General features: G+C 60.8%; 13 protein-coding genes. 10 read left to right on the top strand and 3 right to left on the bottom strand.

Going from position 1 to position 16,332, the window contains the following annotated elements:
- Positions 1-10 precede the first annotated feature (10 nt).
- Positions 11-901 carry a phenylalanine 4-monooxygenase gene (gene phhA, locus GNZ13_RS07725; RefSeq protein ID WP_216674748.1) on the bottom strand — a complete coding sequence of 297 codons (891 nt, stop codon included), beginning with the start codon at positions 899-901 and terminating at the stop codon, positions 11-13.
- 148 nt (positions 902-1,049) lie between these two features.
- On the opposite strand from phhA, the gene GNZ13_RS07720 reads away from it, so the two are divergent.
- A complete protein-coding gene (locus GNZ13_RS07720) occupies positions 1,050-1,541 on the top strand; it encodes an Lrp/AsnC family transcriptional regulator (RefSeq protein ID WP_120346414.1) in 492 nt (163 codons plus the stop codon).
- 93 nt (positions 1,542-1,634) lie between these two features.
- Here GNZ13_RS07720 and GNZ13_RS07715 read toward each other — a convergent pair whose 3' ends face one another.
- Together GNZ13_RS07715 and GNZ13_RS07710 are read right to left on the bottom strand one after the other, a co-directional pair.
- Entirely contained in the window at positions 1,635-2,171 is a 537-nt protein-coding gene (locus GNZ13_RS07715; RefSeq protein ID WP_172162018.1) for a class IV adenylate cyclase, read from the bottom strand.
- Between the two features lie 343 nt (positions 2,172-2,514).
- A complete protein-coding gene (locus GNZ13_RS07710) occupies positions 2,515-3,414 on the bottom strand; it encodes a LysR family transcriptional regulator (protein WP_172162016.1) in 900 nt (299 codons plus the stop codon).
- A 133-nt stretch (positions 3,415-3,547) separates the two neighbouring features.
- On the opposite strand from GNZ13_RS07710, the gene GNZ13_RS07705 reads away from it, so the two are divergent.
- The 9 genes from GNZ13_RS07705 to GNZ13_RS07665 all read left to right on the top strand — a co-directional run bounded on the left by GNZ13_RS07705 (position 3,548) and on the right by GNZ13_RS07665 (position 16,159).
- Positions 3,548-5,086: a CoA-acylating methylmalonate-semialdehyde dehydrogenase gene (locus tag GNZ13_RS07705; protein WP_172162014.1), complete on the top strand. Its 1,539-nt coding sequence runs from the start codon at positions 3,548-3,550 to the stop codon at positions 5,084-5,086.
- Positions 5,087-5,935: 849 nt separating this feature from the next.
- Entirely contained in the window at positions 5,936-7,651 is a 1,716-nt protein-coding gene (locus GNZ13_RS07700) for a GMC family oxidoreductase (protein WP_172162012.1), read from the top strand.
- Positions 7,652-8,027: 376 nt separating this feature from the next.
- Positions 8,028-8,807: an ABC transporter ATP-binding protein gene (locus tag GNZ13_RS07695; protein ID WP_172162010.1), complete on the top strand. Its 780-nt coding sequence runs from the start codon at positions 8,028-8,030 to the stop codon at positions 8,805-8,807.
- On the top strand, positions 8,804-9,562 hold the full coding sequence (locus GNZ13_RS07690; protein WP_172162008.1) for an ABC transporter ATP-binding protein: 759 nt from the start codon (positions 8,804-8,806) through the stop codon (positions 9,560-9,562). Before GNZ13_RS07695 ends, GNZ13_RS07690 begins: the two co-directional genes overlap by 4 nt.
- Positions 9,563-9,628: 66 nt before the next feature.
- Positions 9,629-10,843, top strand: coding sequence for an ABC transporter substrate-binding protein (locus GNZ13_RS07685; RefSeq protein ID WP_172162006.1), 1,215 nt, complete (start codon positions 9,629-9,631; stop codon positions 10,841-10,843).
- Between the two features lie 196 nt (positions 10,844-11,039).
- Entirely contained in the window at positions 11,040-11,924 is an 885-nt protein-coding gene (locus GNZ13_RS07680) for a branched-chain amino acid ABC transporter permease (RefSeq protein ID WP_172162004.1), read from the top strand.
- Positions 11,924-12,895, top strand: coding sequence for a branched-chain amino acid ABC transporter permease (locus tag GNZ13_RS07675; RefSeq protein WP_172162002.1), 972 nt, complete (start codon positions 11,924-11,926; stop codon positions 12,893-12,895). The genes GNZ13_RS07680 and GNZ13_RS07675 overlap by 1 nt, the downstream gene beginning before the upstream one ends.
- A 520-nt stretch (positions 12,896-13,415) precedes the next feature.
- Complete coding sequence (locus GNZ13_RS07670) at positions 13,416-14,582, top strand: ABC transporter substrate-binding protein (RefSeq protein ID WP_172162000.1); 1,167 nt, start codon at positions 13,416-13,418, stop codon at positions 14,580-14,582.
- Between the two features lie 416 nt (positions 14,583-14,998).
- Positions 14,999-16,159 carry an ABC transporter substrate-binding protein gene (locus GNZ13_RS07665; RefSeq protein WP_172161998.1) on the top strand — a complete coding sequence of 387 codons (1,161 nt, stop codon included), beginning with the start codon at positions 14,999-15,001 and terminating at the stop codon, positions 16,157-16,159.
- Positions 16,160-16,332 lie beyond the last annotated feature (173 nt).

Raw genomic sequence — 16,332 nt, 5'->3', positions numbered from 1 at the left:
GGCTGTGTTGTCAGATATCCCCGTCGGCTTGCCAGCCTTCCTGCGAGCCGCGCGTGATGACGCGATCGTGCTCGAGCACGTCGCCTGCCGCGAACGCCGGCTCCGCGGCCAGCTTTGCCAGCAGCGGCGCGAAGTCGGTTTGCGCCACGCTGAACAATTGCGCGAAGTCGTCGATCACGAAGTAGGTTTTCTGGAACGTGTCGATGCGGTAGCGCGTGCGCATCACGCGTTCGAGGTCGAAGCCGAGCCGGTTCGGCGCCGCGCTTTGCTGGCTGTAGAGCGTCTCGCCTTTGCTCGACACGATGCCTGCGCCGTAAATCTTCACGCCGTTCGGACTCGCCGCGTCGCGGATCAGGCCGAACTCGACTGTGTACCAATAGAGCCGCGCGAGCAGCGGCAGGGCGCCGGCGTCATTAGCGGCGAGCGCGGCGCGGCCGTACGCATGCATGTAGTCCGCAAACACCGGATTGATCAGCAGCGGCACGTGGCCGAACAGATCGTGAAAGCAGTCCGGTTCCTGCAGATAATCGAGTTGATCGGGGCGACGCATCCACCAGGTCACGGGAAAACGGCGGTTCGCCAGATGCTCGAAGAACACCTGGTCGGGCACGAGTCCGGGCACGGCGACGATTTGCCAGCCCGTCGCGGGTGTCAGCTTCGCGTTGATTTCATCGAAGGAGGGCACGCGGTCGGACGGCATGCCGATACGGTCGACGCCTGCCAGAAATTCATCGCACACACGGCCCTTGACCAACGCGGTCTGACGTGCGTACAGCTGTTGCCATACCGCGTGGTCGACTGCGCCGTATCGTTCGGTCGGCTGGTCGATGGTGAAATCGGCGCGGGTTTCGAGGCCGGCGTCGAATTGCTCTTTGAGTTTGGCGGTGTTGGCTGTGGACATGATGCTGCGCGCTCTACGGTGACTGCGGGTTGAAACGGTGATGCAAGTGTAGAGCGGCGAGCGTGCGGAAAGGGCGCAATGATGGCGTTATGGCGGGATAACATGCGATAATCGTGCATCAAATACAGGTTTAATGCGGATATCGATCATGTTAGAACTCGATCACTTCGATCTCGCGCTTCTGGACGTTCTTCAGCGCTTCGGCCGGGCTACGCATCAGCAATTGGCTGAGCAGGTGCCGCTATCACCGTCGCAGATCGGGCGGCGCTTGCAGCGCCTGGAGCAGGTGGGCGTGGTGGACGGCTATCGCGTCGTGCTGCGCCCGGAAAAACTCGGGCTCGGAGTGACGGCTTTTACGAGTCTGAAGTTGAAGCATCACGGCGACTCGATCATCGAGCAATTTCAGCAACAGATCGAGGTGCTGCCGGAAGTACTGGAATGTCACGCGGTGGTCGGCGACGCCGATTATCTACTGCGCATCGTGGCGCCTGATCTGAACTATTTGTCGACGTTCGTGATGAAAAAGTTGATGCGTGTACCGGGCGTCGACAGCGTGCGCTCCAATATCGTGTTGACCACGTTCAAGCGCAATGGGCCGTTGCCGCTCGGCCATCTGTCGCCGGGGGCGGCCGCCGTTTGATGCGGCGGCTTCCCGGCCGTTCCGGTGTTTGGGAGTTTTGAAGGGGGCCGCGCTTCAAGGATTGATGTCACCGCGACCCTTGATGCTGAAGTTTTACGCAGCTTGCTTCGGTTCGTTGTCCGGGCTCAGCAAATCGACGTAGGCGACGGCCACCAGGTCCGATTCCGGCACGCCGAGGGTCTGGAACATCGCATGCGCTTCGGCATGGCCGCCTTCTTCGTCGTCGTCCTGAGCCAGCACGACTTCGAGCTCGACGAAGTCGCCGAGACCATCGACGCGGTCCAGATGGATCCGCGTACGGCCCGTCAGATAAACGTGACGTTCCTTCGTGACGATGCCACGCGTGGTCAGCGCCGTGGCGAGCAGCGCGTGCATCGCTTCAGGGTTGGTCACCGGGCTGCGCGTGTAATACGACGCCTTGGGACCATCGCGGTCGTCGCGCTGATAGAAGATCAGTTCGGCCGGCGTGCCGTCGTCGAACTGACGCAGCTTCAGGCGGCCACGCGGCACGTCGTAGAAGAAGTCCTGTTGGCGGAAGATCAGCGGCGCGTCCGGTGCAAGCTTTGCAGCTCGCTCGCGCAGTTGCTCGAAATGCTGGGCGCGGGCTTTGATTTCAATGTTGCGTGCCATGTCAGGCTCCTGTCGAAGGATGGCGTGGTCGGCGGCTTCCGGTGTTGCCGGGGCGAAGCTGCCGGGAAGGACAAAGTCAGACGGAACAAAAACGAAGCGGGCCGGCGCGTGAGCGCGAACCCTCAATCTAACAAAAAGTGCGTGGTGGTGTGGTTTCAGATGACAGGGCCGACGAGGATCGCCTGTCAATGTGACCAGCGCCCACGACCGCCAAGGGTGTTCAGCGCGGTCGCTCTGCACGGAACCGCCAGCGAGCATGACTAGCGGCCGCACGGTGAGCGGCCGTCATGAGAGTGGCTCATATCGCTCTCGTTTTGCCATCAGGCGTGCATTCATGCGGCGGCTATGTCGCCCATTGCTGCTCGATCAGCTTCAACGCGGCGGCAATCGCCGGTTCGTCCTTGCGCTCCGCCAGCGTGATAAAGCTGAGCTGGGTCGGCACGGTGACGCCCTCGACGATGGTCAACGCGTGCGCATGAGCTTCCGCGATCGCGGTGGCGTCGCGCGCGAGCGTTAGGCCGACACCTGACTTGACCAGATCGAGCATCGACGGCTCCTGATCCACTTCCGCCACCTTAACCGGTTTTACGCCGGCCTCGTCAAAGCAGCGCGACAACAATCGATTGTGCGCGGACGCGGGCGGCGTCCAGATCCACGGCAGTGCGGCGAGCGAACGCCAGTCGCGCGCACCCTTCACGCGATCTTTCCAGCCCGCCGGCGCGAGCACGCGGTACTGGAAGTGCGTGAGCGTCACGGCGTGAAAGATGGCGCCGTCACGGCTATCGTCATCGGATGGAAGGCCGATGTAATAGCCCACATCCAGTTCTCCCGCGCGAACCTGCTCCAGCACCCAGCCCGACATGCCGTGGCGCAAGGCCGTTTCGATGTGCGGCCAGGTTTCCACCAGTTGCTTGAGAAAGCCGCCGAGGCGCAGAAAGGCCGGATCGAGGATCGTGCCGATCCGCAACCGACCGCGCACTTCGTGGCGCAGCGACGCCGCTGCGCGCTGCACGTCGCTCGCGGCGCCCAGCGCGCGTTCGGCATGGGGCAGCAGGGCCTGGCCATCGCGTGTCAGCGAAAGCCCGTGCGAAGTCCGCGTGAACAGCGTCACGCCGAGCGTCTCCTGCAAATGCTTGATTTGCAGGCTGACGGCAGGTTGGGTCAGGTGAAGCTGCACCGCGGCACGGGTGAGGTTGCCCTCGCGCGCGACGGTGACGAACGCCCGTAGCAGAGTCAGATCCATATCCTGATATTAGCTCAGCTTATAGCGCAGTTGAGCATTACTCATTGGATTTGTCGCCCCGAAGCGCCGTACGCTTGCGTTCATCACGCCGTTTGCGGTGGGCGGAAGACATTCACAGGAAGAGGACAAGAAGATGAGCGAGACATATCAGGACGAGACCGTCCGGAGCGAGACGAGCGCACGCGCGCTGACCCATTTCATCAACGGCAAGGCTATCGAAGGCACGAGCGGCCGCTTCGGCGAAGTCTTCAATCCTGCGCTTGGCAGCGTGAGCGCACGCGTGCCGCTGGCGAGCGTCGCTGAAGTAGACGCGGCGGTCGCTGCTGCCAGTGCTGCGTTTCCTGCATGGAGCGAAACCGCGCCGATCAAGCGGGCGCGCGTGCTGTTCAAGTTCAAGGAATTGCTCGACCGCCACCATGACGAACTGGCGGAGTTGATCACGCGTGAGCACGGCAAGGTGTTTTCCGATGCCAAGGGCGAGGTGATGCGCGGCATCGAGATTGTCGAGTTCGCGTGCGGCATTCCGAATCTCTTGAAGACCGACTTCACCGACCAGATCGGCGGCGGCATCGACAACTGGAATTTGCGTCAGCCGCTGGGTGTGGTTGCCGGCATTACGCCATTCAATTTCCCGATGATGGTGCCGTGCTGGATGTTTCCCGTGGCGATCGCATGCGGCAACACGTTCGTGCTGAAGCCGTCAGAGCGTGATCCATCCGTCTCGAATCGACTGGCCGAACTGCTGAAAGAAGCGGGATTGCCGGATGGCGTGTTCAATGTCGTGCATGGCGACAAGGTGGCTGTGGATGCGTTGCTCGTGCATCCCGAGGTTAGCGCATTGTCGTTTGTCGGTTCGACGCCGATTGCGGAGTACATCTATACGGAAGGCACGAAGCACGGCAAGCGCGTGCAGGCGTTGGGCGGTGCGAAGAATCACCTGGTGGTGATGCCGGATGCGGATCTCGATCAGGCTGTCGATGCGTTGATCGGCGCGGCCTATGGTTCCGCTGGCGAGCGGTGCATGGCGATTTCGGTGGCGGTTGCGGTGGGGCATATTGCCGATGAACTGATTGAGCGACTGACACCGCGAGTGAAGAGCCTGAAGATTTTGAATGGCATGGAATCGGAAGCCGAGATGGGGCCGTTGGTGACGGCGGCGCATCGCGAGAAAGTGGCGGGTTATATCGACGCCGGCGTTGCGGCTGGTGCGAAGCTGGTTGTCGATGGGCGTGGCCATCAGGTGGCCGGGCATGAGAAGGGGTTCTTTCTCGGCGGCACTTTGTTCGACGATGTCTCGACCGATATGAAGATTTATCGTGAAGAGATTTTTGGTCCGGTGCTGTGTGTTGTGCGGGTGCCGGATTTTGCTTCTGCTGTTGAGCTTGTTAACTCTAACGAGTTTGCTAATGGGGTGTCGTTGTTTACCTCCGATGGTGGGGTGGCTCGGGCTTTTTCGCGGCAGATCCAGATTGGGATGGTAGGGATTAATGTGCCGATTCCTGTGCCGATGGCGTGGCATTCTTTTGGTGGGTGGAAGAGGTCTCTCTTCGGTGATCATCATGCCTACGGCGAAGAGGGTGTTCGGTTTTATACGCGGTACAAGAGCATCATGCAGAGGTGGCCGGATAGCATCGGCAAGGGGGCTGAGTTCACTATGCCGGTGGCTAAATAGGTTTGGTTTTTGCCTGTTAGGCGCTTCGTGTCTGTATGCCTACGGCGTTGGCCTTTCCTTGATTTCTTATTGGTCTATTAGCGTCGCCCCTGTGCGGGGCAGGCACTTACTTTCTTTGCCGCCGCAAAGAAAGTAAGCAAAGAAAGCGGCTCCAACCGCCAACTCTTAAGCGGGTCCCCTGGCTTGGAGGGGGTAGTGATGCATCTGGAATCTGTGCCCTCGCACATTCGGCGTGAGTGACAAAGCGCTCATCAGCTCCCACTCCGCACTGCGTGCGTCGCGGATGGGTCTGCATGGGAAACCGGGGGCTTCGTTTGGGCGCGGTGGGGGCCATCGGCTTCGCCTTGGCGAGGCGCTTGGTCGCTTGGTGGCGAATTGCGAGAGCGGATGCAGACGAGAGCGAGCAAGTGTGAAGGTGGGGTGCTGAGTGAAGTGGTCGGCATCCGGCAAATGTGAGCGGAAGAGGGTGCCGAGTGAACCGATGGTTCTATGAAGTGCGCATCGGCGCGCGCAGCGCCGCCGGAAGTATGACGGCCTTGTCACTCACGCCGAATGTGCGAGAACACAGATTCCAGATGCACCACTACCCCCTCCAAGCCAGGGGACCCGCTTAAGAATTAGCGGTGTGAAGCCGCTTTCTTTGCTTACTTTCTTTGCGGCGGCAAAGAAAGTAAGTGCCTGTCCCGCACAGGGGCGACGCTAATAAACCAAAAAGAAATCAAGGAAAGGCCAATGCCGCAGGCAAACAGACGAACAAGCGCGACCAGGCATAAACCCAGGAAAAGCCCAACGCCGCAGGCAAACATCCATTAAGCGCCGCGCAGGCAAAAAAGCTTAGGAGACGAATCAATGAGCAACACAGAAAGAGCACCAAAGGCCCCCCGCCGCCTGGAAGGCGAATTCGACTACATCATAGTAGGCGCCGGCACGGCAGGTTGCGTACTAGCCAACCGCCTATCGGCAGATCCTGAAATCCAAGTCCTACTATTAGAAGCCGGCGGCAAAGACGACTACCACTGGATCCACGTGCCGGTAGGCTACCTCTACTGCATCGGCAATCCCCGCACGGACTGGCTCTACAAAACCCAATCAGAACCCGGCCTGAACGGCCGCGCTCTCTCATACCCACGGGGCAAAGTACTAGGCGGCAGCTCATCGATCAACGGCATGATCTACATGCGCGGCCAGCGCGAAGACTACGACGAATGGGCCCGCGTCACCAACGACGCCTCCTGGTCCTGGAACGCCGTCCTCCCCATCTTCAAACGCAGCGAAGACCACCACGCCGGCGCGTCCGAATCGCATGGAGCAGGCGGCCCATGGCGCGTCGAAAAGCAACGCCTGAAATGGAAGATCCTCGAAGAGTTTTCACACGCCGCGCAACAAACCGGCATACCCGCCACCGACGACTTCAATCGCGGTGACAACACCGGCGTCGGCTACTTCGACGTCAATCAGAAACGCGGTATCCGTTGGAATGCGTCGAAAGCATTTTTGCGTCCAGCGCTCAAGCGCCCGAATCTCACCGTCATTACCGGTGCACACACACAGCGCGTCGTGTTCGAAGGACGCCGCTGCACCGGTGTCGAATATCGCGGCGACAACACCGACTATCTCGCCAAAGCCCGTTGCGAAGTGATCCTCAGTTCCGGTGCAGTCAACTCGCCGCAATTGCTCGAACTCTCCGGTATCGGCAATGGCGCGCGTTTGCAGAATCTCGGCATCGAGGTCGTGAAGGATTTGCGCGGTGTCGGCGAAAATCTGCAGGACCATCTGCAATTGCGAATGGCCTATAAAGTCGACGGCGTGCGCACGCTCAATACCGCCTCCGCTCATTGGTGGGGCAAGCTGATGATCGGCATGCAATACGCACTGTTTCAAAGTGGCCCCATGTCGATGTCGCCATCGCAACTCGGCGCGTTCGCTAAATCCGATCCTGACGATCGCTCGCTCACGCGCCCCGACCTCGAGTATCACGTGCAGCCGCTCTCGCTCGATCGCTTCGGTGAACCGCTGCATCGCTTCAATGCGTTCACCGCGTCGGTGTGCCAGTTGCGGCCGACCTCGCGTGGCAGTATTCACATCGGATCAGCCGATGCCTCGGCGCCGCCGCTGATCGCGCCGAACTACCTGTCCACCGATTACGACCGGCACGTCGCTGCCAACGCGTTGCGTCTCACGCGCCGCATCGCCGCGGCGCCTGCGCTCGCGCCCTATCGGCCGCAAGAGATTCTGCCCGGTGTCCAGTACCAGACTGAAGAAGAGCTTCAGCAGGCCGCGGGCGCGGTCGGCACCACCATTTTTCATCCGGTCGGCACCTGCCGTATGGGCACCACCGACGATCCCGGTGCCGTAGTCGACAACCGGCTACGAGTTATCGGTGTTGACGGTTTGCGTGTGGTCGATGCATCAATCATGCCGTCCATCACCTCGGGCAACACCAATTCGCCGACGCTGATGATCGCCGAGCGCGCCAGCGACATGATCCGTGAAGACCGTCGCGCACGCGTGGCCGGCAGCGTTCTGGCTCAGACGAGCGCCGCGTCGTCCGTGTCCGCCGTGTGACACACCGTGTGACAGGGGGAGCCGAGGCCGCGGCGCGTGCCTCGGACTTCTCCTGGCACGCCTCGCGCAGGATTGGAGTACCGTTCAAGCATCCCCCAGGCACGCCCCGAGCGAGGTTCGAGTACCGCTCGAGCACGCCGCGAGCCTGCCTCAGTCCCGCGTAAGGCATTCGTCATCCACTAAGTGCAAATCCCGATGAATGCGCTGCATCATTGGCGCGACAATGGCAGCCATGCTGCGTGCTGCCCCATGGATTACCATCCGGATTGGTGCAGCACGCCAACGAGCGGCACGGGGGTGTCGCCGTCATCAAACGTCGCGCAGCCTTTCGCGCGGAAGATCGTAGTGCTTCGCCTTACTCCGTATAGAAGGGAACATGATTCTCGGCGATACGATTCTCGAAACGCGCGGCCTCACCCGCGAGTTCAAAGGCTTCATCGCCGTGAACGGGGTGAACCTGCGCGTGCGCCGTGGCTCGATCCATGCGCTGATCGGCCCTAATGGGGCGGGCAAGACCACCTGCTTCAATCTGCTCACCAAATTCCTCGAACCGACCGCAGGCCAGATCGTCTTCAACGGAATCGACATCACCGATGAACGCCCGGCGCAAATCGCCCGGCGCGGCATCATCCGCTCGTTTCAGATTTCTGCTGTATTTCCGCATCTGACAGCATTGCAGAACGTGCGCATCGGTTTGCAGCGCGTGCTCGGCACGGCATTTCATTTCTGGAAGAGCGAGCGCACGCTGCGCCAACTCGACGATCGGGCGATGGACCTGCTCACGCAGGTGGGTTTGACTGATTTCGCCGATGTATTGACCGTTGAGCTTTCTTACGGCCGCAAACGCGCGCTGGAAATCGCCACCACGCTCGCGATGGAGCCCGAATTGATGCTGCTCGACGAACCAACGCAAGGCATGGGCCATGAAGACGTCGATCGCGTCACCGCCTTGATCAAGAAAGTATCGAGCGGCCGCACCATCCTGATGGTCGAGCACAACATGAACGTGATCGCCGGCATTTCCGACACCATCACCGTGCTGCAACGAGGCGAGGTGCTCGCCGAAGGCAGCTACGCCGAAGTGTCGAAGAATCCGCTCGTGATGCAGGCCTATATGGGAAGCGCAGACGCTGCGCTCGCCGGAGCCCACGCATGAATACAATTGCCGAGCGCGAAAGCGTCGAGGTGAGCGGCACGGCTGGCGGTGCCCCCGCGCTGGAGATCGCGGGTTTGCAGGCATGGTACGGGGAGTCCCATATCCTGCATGGCGTCGATTTGACGGTGAACCGCGGCGAAGTCGTCACGCTGCTGGGCCGTAACGGCGCGGGGCGCACCACCACACTGCGCGCGATCATGGGGCTGACCGGCCGGCGCACCGGTTCGATCCGCATCGGCGGACGCGAAACCGTCAACCTGCCTACCCATCGCATCGCCCATTGCGGCATCGGTTATTGCCCGGAAGAGCGCGGGATTTTTTCGAGCCTCTCGTGTGAGGAAAACCTGCTGTTGCCGCCGCCCGTCGGCGACAAGGCGCACATGATGTCGCTCGAAGAAATCTATTCGATGTTCCCGAATCTGCAGGAACGCCGCATGAGCCAGGGCACACGGCTCTCAGGTGGCGAGCAGCAGATGCTGGCCGTCGCGCGCATTCTGCGTACCGGCGCGAGTTTGCTGCTGCTCGACGAAATCTCGGAAGGCCTTGCGCCGGTCATCGTGCAAGCGCTCGCCCGCATGATCATGACGCTCAAGGAGCGCGGCTACACGGTCGTGATGGTCGAGCAGAATTTCCGCTTTGCCGCGCCACTCGCCGATCGCTTCTACGTGATGGAGCACGGTACGATCGTCGAGCACTTCGAGGCCGCTGAGCTCGAAAGCAAGATGCCAGTGCTGCACGACCTACTGGGCGTATAGACAGGAAGTAACGAGAAGCGTCCGATTGCCTCTGATAACCACAAGCGAAGAAACCAGGAGACAGGAATGAAAAAGAACCCACTCGCGCGGCTTGCCACACTATGTTTCGCGGTTGCCGCCGGCGCCGCGTTGACGATGGGCAGCGCGCAAGCGGCTGACGATGCGGTGAAGATCGGCTTCATCACCGACATGTCAGGTCTGTACGCGGATATCGACGGCCAGGGAGGCCTCGAGGCAATTCGTATGGCGGTGGCGGACTTCGGCGGCAAGGTCAACGGCAAGCCGATCACGGTGGTCTACGCCGATCACCAGAATAAGGCGGACATTGCGGCATCGCGCGCGCGTGAGTGGTTCGACCGTGATGGCGTCGATCTGCTGATCGGCGGCACGAACTCGGCGACCGGCCTCTCGATGAACACCGTGGCCGGTGAAAAGCACAAGGTCTACATCAGCATCGGCGCGGGCGCCGACACCCTGACCAATGAGCAGTGCACGCCGTACACCATCCACTACGCGTACGACACGACAGCGCTTGCCAAGGGCACCGGCTCGGCGGTGACGAAGCAGGGCGGCAAGACGTGGTACTTCCTGACCGCTGACTACGCGTTCGGCAAGGCGCTCGAAAAGAATACGTCGGACGTGGTGAAGGCGAACGGCGGGCAGGTACTGGGCACCGTGCGTCATCCGCTGTCGGCATCGGATTTCTCGTCGTTCCTGTTGCAGGCGCAGGCATCGAAGGCGCAGATCCTCGGCCTCGCCAACGCGGGCGGCGACACGATCAACGCGATCAAGGCGGCCAAGGAATTCGGCATCACGAAGACGATGAAGCTGGCCGCGCTGCTGATGTTTATCGACGATGTCCACAGTCTGGGTCTGGAAACGACCCAGGGCCTGGTGCTGACGGACAGCTGGTACTGGAACAAGGACGCCAACACGCGCAAGTGGGCGCAGCGCTACTTCGACAAGATGAAGAAGATGCCGTCGAGCCTGCAGGCCGCCGACTACTCGGCGACCATGACTTATCTGAAGGCCGTGCAGACAGTCGGCTCGACCGACTCCGACAAGGTGATGGCGCAGCTGAAGAAGACCAAGATCGACGACTTCTTTGCGAAAGGCTACATCCGTCAGGACGGCAGTATGATCCACGACATGTACCTGATGCAGGTGAAGACGCCGGCCGAATCCAAAGAGCCGTGGGACTACTACAAGATCACTGCGACGATTCCCGGCGAGCAGGCGTTCACGACCAAGGCTGAAACGCGCTGCGCGCTGTGGAAATAAACGCAGGTTGATAACCAGATGACCGTCTGTCTGCTCTGCCTGGCGGGCGATACATAGCGCCGTGTTGGTACACAGGCTGACGGCAAACCGTTTCATGCGCCGTGCGCGATTGGCCGGATGGCTCGCCGATCGCACGCCGGCCGGATCGTACGTAACCGATCTCACCTTGGCGATGGCTTAAGGGATTAAGGCTTCAATGGAAATCTTTGGCGTTCCGCTACCGGCGATGCTGAGCCAGCTGCTGCTGGGGCTCGTGAACGGCTCGTTCTACGCGATTCTGAGCCTGGGTCTTGCTGTGATCTTCGGCTTGCTCAACGTGATTAATTTCGCGCACGGCGCGCTGTTCATGCTCGGCGCGATGCTCGCGTGGATGGGCCTGTCGTATTTCGGCCTGCCGTACTGGGTGATGCTGGTGCTCGCGCCGTTGATCGTCGGCGTGTTTGGCATCGTGATCGAACGTTCGATGCTGCGCTGGCTCTACAAGCTCGATCACCTGTATGGGCTGCTGCTCACTTTTGGACTCACGCTGGTTGTCGAAGGCGTGTTCCGTTCGATCTACGGGTCGTCCGGCCAGCCGTACGACGTGCCGTCGGCGCTGTCCGGAGCGACCGATCTCGGCTTCATGTTCCTGCCGAACTATCGCGCGTGGGTGGTGGTCGCGTCGCTCGTGGTCTGCTTCGCGACGTGGTTCGTGATCGAGAAGACGCGCCTTGGCGCCTACCTGCGCGCAGGCACCGAAAACCCGAAGCTGGTCGAGGCGTTCGGTGTCAACGTGCCGTTGATGATCACGCTCACCTATGGCTTCGGCGTCGCGCTGGCGGCGTTCGCCGGTGTGCTTGCCGCGCCGGTGATTCAGGTCTCGCCATTGATGGGCCAGCCGATGATCATCACCGTGTTCGCCGTGGTCGTGATCGGTGGCATGGGTTCGATCATGGGCTCGATTCTTACCGGCCTGCTGCTTGGCGTGATCGAAGGGCTGACGCGTGTGTATTACCCGGAAGCGTCGGCGACCGTCGTCTTCGTGATCATGGCGCTCGTGTTGCTGGTGCGCCCGGCGGGTCTCTTCGGCAAGGAAAAATGATGCAGAGAAAAGTGCTCTACGGTCTGCTGCTGATCGCGCTTCTCGCGGTGCCCGTGCTCGGCATCTATCCGCTATTCGTCATGAAGGTGCTGTGCTTCGCGCTGTTCGCGGCGGCCTTCAATCTGCTGATCGGCTACACGGGCCTGCTCTCGTTCGGTCACGCGATGTTTCTCGCCTCGGCCGGTTACGTCACCGGCTATGCGATGCAGACGCTCGGCTTCTCTCCGGAACTGGGTGTGCTGGCCGGCACCGCTGCGGCGACGGTGCTTGGGCTGGTGGTCGGCCTGTTTGCGATTCGCCGGCAGGGCATCTACTTTGCGATGGTGACGCTGGCGCTCGCGCAGATGGTTTACTTCGTGTTCCTGCAAGCGCCGTTCACGCACGGCGAGGACGGCCTGCAAGGCGTGCCGCGCGGCAAGCTGTTCGGCTTGCTGGATCTGTCGTCGGACATGACGCTGTACTTTGTCGTGCTGGCCGTGATGGTGCTGGCATTCCTGCTGATCGTGCGGATCGTACATTCACCGTTCGGGCAGGTGCTGGTGGCGATCAAGGAGAACGAGCCGCGCGCCGTGTCGCTGGGTTATGACACCGATCGCTTCAAGCTGCTGGCTTTCATTCTGTCCGCAGGGATCGCCGGATTGGCGGGCTCGCTCAAGGTGCTGGTGCAGGGCTTTGAGACGCTGAGCGACGCGTACTGGACCATGTCGGGCCTGGTGATCCTGATGACGCTCGTCGGTGGCATGGGCACGCTGTTCGGGCCGCTGCTCGGCGCGGCGCTGATCGTCGCACTCGAAGACCGGCTCGGCGATATCGGCACGGCGCTGGCAACGACAACCGGGGTGGACTGGTTCCGGTCGCTGGGCGAATCCGTGACCATCGTGACGGGCGTGATTTTCATTGCCTGCGTGCTGGCGTTCCGGCGCGGCATTGTCGGTGAGATCGTCGCGCGAGTGCGGCCGTTACGGGCCTGAAACTGCGCAGAATTTGAATTGCTTTGGCGTCCGATATAATTCGGCGGTCTTGAAGTCGGCTAGGCTGGATCTTGCGTGGTGCATAGCGTCGGCCCTCGCGACCCAAGCCACACAAACCGTGCCCCAAATTTGTGCCGCAGTGCACCACTAGGGTAATTGCTAGTTGTAGCCGGCTAAGTGCTCGTTTAATCTTCATGCAGTTCTGATGCACCACGAAATTTGCAGGTGGAGAACGAGGAGACAATGAGGCACTCAGTGCCCAGACGAAAGCGCTGTTGGATTGATATCCAACAGCGCTTTTTATTTGTACTTTTCATAAAGCGCCATTCAAATCTTGCGCTAATTCGGTGCCCCTTTTTTATTCACCGAACCACACCCAATTTCACCCAGCGCTACCCTGCGAAATGCTTGCAGCGCGGGGCTTTCGTCCGCTAAACTCGCTATTCACCGACCGCTGGGTCGGTGATTTAAATCCGCGGATTTAAATTCAAATGAATAACGGGGTAGATCGAGGAGCGGGATGAAGTCGGCATTGCGTTGGATAAGCGCGGCATTGGTCGCGACCGGAGTATCCGCAGCATGGAGCGGCCATGCATTCGCGGACGTGAAAATCGGCGTCACGGTGTCGGCAACGGGGCCGGCTGCATCGCTCGGTATTCCGGAAAAGAACACGATTGCGCTGCTGCCTAAAGAGGTGGCCGGCCAGAAAATCGACTACATCGTGCTCGACGACGCCACGGATTCGACCCAGGCCGTCAAGAACGCACGCAAGCTCACCAGCGAAGATCACGTGGATGCGTTGATCGGCTCGACCGTCGTGCCGAATTCGCTCGCCATGATCGACGTCGCCGCCGAAAGCACCACGCCAATGATCTCCATGGCCGCTGCGGCGAGCATCGTCGAGCCGATGGATGCGAAGCGCGCATGGGTCTTCAAGACACCGCAAAACGACATTCTGATGGCCACCGCGATCGCGCAGCATATGGCGAATCACGGCGTGAAGACGGTCGGGTTCATTGGCTTTGCAGATGCGTACGGCGAAAGCTGGTTCAAGGAATTCGGCAAGGCGGCCGATCCCGCCAAGATCAAGATCGTTGCGAACGAACGTTTCGCGCGCAACGATGCTTCAGTGACCGGCCAGGTGCTGAAGATCATGTCGCAGAATCCGGATGCGGTACTGATCGCCGGCGCGGGCACCCCGGCCGCGCTGCCGCAAAAAACCCTCAAGGAACGCGGCTACAAGGGCAAGTACTATCAGACGCACGGCGTCGCCAATAATGACTTCCTGCGTGTGTGCGGCAAGGATTGCGAAGGCACCTATCTGCCCGCCGGTCCGTTGCTGGTTGCCGACCAACTGCCCGATTCGAACCCGGTGAAGAAAACTTCGCTCGCGTACAAGCATGCGTATGAAGCCGCGTACGGCGCCGGTTCGGTGTCGACATTCGGCGGTCACGCGTGGGATGCAGGCTTGTTGCTGCAACGCGCGATCCCGCTTGCGCTGAAGAAAGGTCAGCCGGGCACGCCCGCGTTCCGCGAAGCGCTGCGTGCGGCACTCGAAAGCACTAAAGACATGCCTGCTTCCCACGGCATCTTCAACATGAGCGCGAACGACCATTCTGGTCTCGACCAGCGGGCGCGTGTGATGGTGGAGATCGTCGGCGGCAAGTGGAAGCTGTCCGGCGACTGAGCGAAGGCGAAGCGATACGGAACCCCATCAAAAAGACGCGTGCAGTTGACGCGTCTTTTTTATTGCCCGCGTTTGATGAATGGCGGTGCGTGAAGTGCGTTGGACAAGCGAAGGATCGGTGTTGAAAGTGCGGTCAAAGCGTGGCTAAAGCGGCCGGTTTCAGGACAAACCCGCATTCGGGCGACAGTCTATTGACCGTGGGTAATGCAGAACGCAATACTACTAACATGTTAGTGTTTCGCGCATAAGAAATCGCAGCAGTGGTTCGCAGCAGGGGAGTGGCACTAGAACGGCGAAGGCATTGACGCTGAGCAGGGAAAACCATGCTTGGCATGCCTGAACCCTATAACTAGATTCAGACACCCGGCCCGTGCGCCGGATTACAGATACGCGCGTCAAAGCGTTTGGAGACTTGCATGAAAAAGACAAAGCAATGGGTACGCACCGGTATCGCGATGGCGTTGATGTGCGGCGCGGGCGCTGCCTTCGCGCAGGTGAAAATCGGCGTCACGCTGTCCACGACGGGGCCGACCGCATCGCTCGGGATTCCTGAAAAGAACACGATCGCATTGCTGCCCAAAGAGATCGGCGGCAAGACGGTGCAGTACATCGTGCTTGACGATGCATCGGACACCGGCAAGGCCGTGCAGAACACCCGTAAGCTGATCGATGAAGACCACGTGGACGCGATCATCGGATCGACGACCACGCCGAATTCGCTGGCGATGCTCGACCCTGCAGCGGAAGGCAAGACGCCGGTGATCTCGCTGGGGGCATCGGCCGCGATCATCTCGCCGATGGACGCCAAGCGCGCATGGGCCTTCAAACCGCCGCAAAACGACAGCCTGATGGCTGACGCAATCGCCGACTACATGGAGCGTCACGGCGTGAAGACGGTCGGCTTCATCGGTTTTGCTGATGCGTACGGCGAGGGCTGGAACAACGTCTTCACCGCTGCGGCCGCGGCACATCATCTGAAGATCGTCTCCAACGAACGCTTTAACCGCACCGACGCATCGGTGACCGGCCAGGTGCTGAAGATGATGAGCGCGAACCCGGACGCGGTGCTGATCGCGGGTGCAGGCACGCCGTCGGCGCTGCCGGCCAAGACGCTCAAGGAGCGCGGCTACAAGGGCAAGGTCTATCAGACGCACGGCGTCGCCAACAACGACTTCCTGCGCGTGTGCGGCAAGGATTGCGAAGGCGAATTCCTGCCGGCCGGCCCGATCCTCGTGGCGGATCAACTGCCGGAATCGAATCCGGTGAAGAAGTCGGCGGAAGCCTATAAGGCAGCGTATGAGAAAGCGTATGGCGCGGGCTCGGTGGCGACCTTCGGCGGTCACGCATGGGATGCCGGCCAGATGCTGCAAGCTGCGATTCCGGTCGCGCTGAGGACCGCTCAGCCGGGTTCTGAGGCGTTCCGCGTGGCACTGCGTGGTGCACTGGAAAACATCAAGGAACTGCCGGTCTCGCACGGCATCATGAACACCACGACGACCGACCACAACGGCCTCGACAAGCGTGCGCGCGTGATCGTGCAGATCGTCGACGGCAAGTGGAAGCTGCAGAACGACTAACAACAAAAGCGGTACGCGCCTCTCGCGCAACGTGCGGCGCATGACGCCGCATTGCCATTCTGTTCGATGACAATGGCGACGACCGCCGCGCCGTATTCCGGCGCGGCGGTCGCCTTTTCAGGCATTGCTGGTCGGTGGCCGGCCGCGGGTTCTGCCGCCACGACGGTTTCCCG

Origin of the sequence: Paraburkholderia elongata (assembly GCF_013177735.1) — a bacterium.
GTDB classification, from domain to species: Bacteria; Pseudomonadota; Gammaproteobacteria; order Burkholderiales; family Burkholderiaceae; genus Paraburkholderia; species Paraburkholderia elongata.
The sequence above is the reverse complement of the archived record's forward strand: the minus strand, read 5'-3'. Positions and strand labels throughout refer to the sequence as shown.

Excerpts from the sequence above, each read along its gene's own strand:
- phhA (WP_216674748.1), bottom strand. The coding sequence starts at position 901 with ATGTCCACAGCCAACACCGCCAAACTCAAAGAGCAATTCGACGCCGGC.
- GNZ13_RS07720 (WP_120346414.1), top strand. The coding sequence starts at position 1,050 with ATGTTAGAACTCGATCACTTCGATCTCGCGCTTCTGGACGTTCTTCAG.
- GNZ13_RS07715 (WP_172162018.1), bottom strand. The coding sequence starts at position 2,171 with ATGGCACGCAACATTGAAATCAAAGCCCGCGCCCAGCATTTCGAGCAA.
- GNZ13_RS07710 (WP_172162016.1), bottom strand. The coding sequence starts at position 3,414 with ATGGATCTGACTCTGCTACGGGCGTTCGTCACCGTCGCGCGCGAGGGC.
- GNZ13_RS07705 (WP_172162014.1), top strand. The coding sequence starts at position 3,548 with ATGAGCGAGACATATCAGGACGAGACCGTCCGGAGCGAGACGAGCGCA.
- GNZ13_RS07700 (WP_172162012.1), top strand. The coding sequence starts at position 5,936 with ATGAGCAACACAGAAAGAGCACCAAAGGCCCCCCGCCGCCTGGAAGGC.
- GNZ13_RS07695 (WP_172162010.1), top strand. The coding sequence starts at position 8,028 with ATGATTCTCGGCGATACGATTCTCGAAACGCGCGGCCTCACCCGCGAG.
- GNZ13_RS07690 (WP_172162008.1), top strand. The coding sequence starts at position 8,804 with ATGAATACAATTGCCGAGCGCGAAAGCGTCGAGGTGAGCGGCACGGCT.
- GNZ13_RS07685 (WP_172162006.1), top strand. The coding sequence starts at position 9,629 with ATGAAAAAGAACCCACTCGCGCGGCTTGCCACACTATGTTTCGCGGTT.
- GNZ13_RS07680 (WP_172162004.1), top strand. The coding sequence starts at position 11,040 with ATGGAAATCTTTGGCGTTCCGCTACCGGCGATGCTGAGCCAGCTGCTG.
- GNZ13_RS07675 (WP_172162002.1), top strand. The coding sequence starts at position 11,924 with ATGCAGAGAAAAGTGCTCTACGGTCTGCTGCTGATCGCGCTTCTCGCG.
- GNZ13_RS07670 (WP_172162000.1), top strand. The coding sequence starts at position 13,416 with ATGAAGTCGGCATTGCGTTGGATAAGCGCGGCATTGGTCGCGACCGGA.
- GNZ13_RS07665 (WP_172161998.1), top strand. The coding sequence starts at position 14,999 with ATGAAAAAGACAAAGCAATGGGTACGCACCGGTATCGCGATGGCGTTG.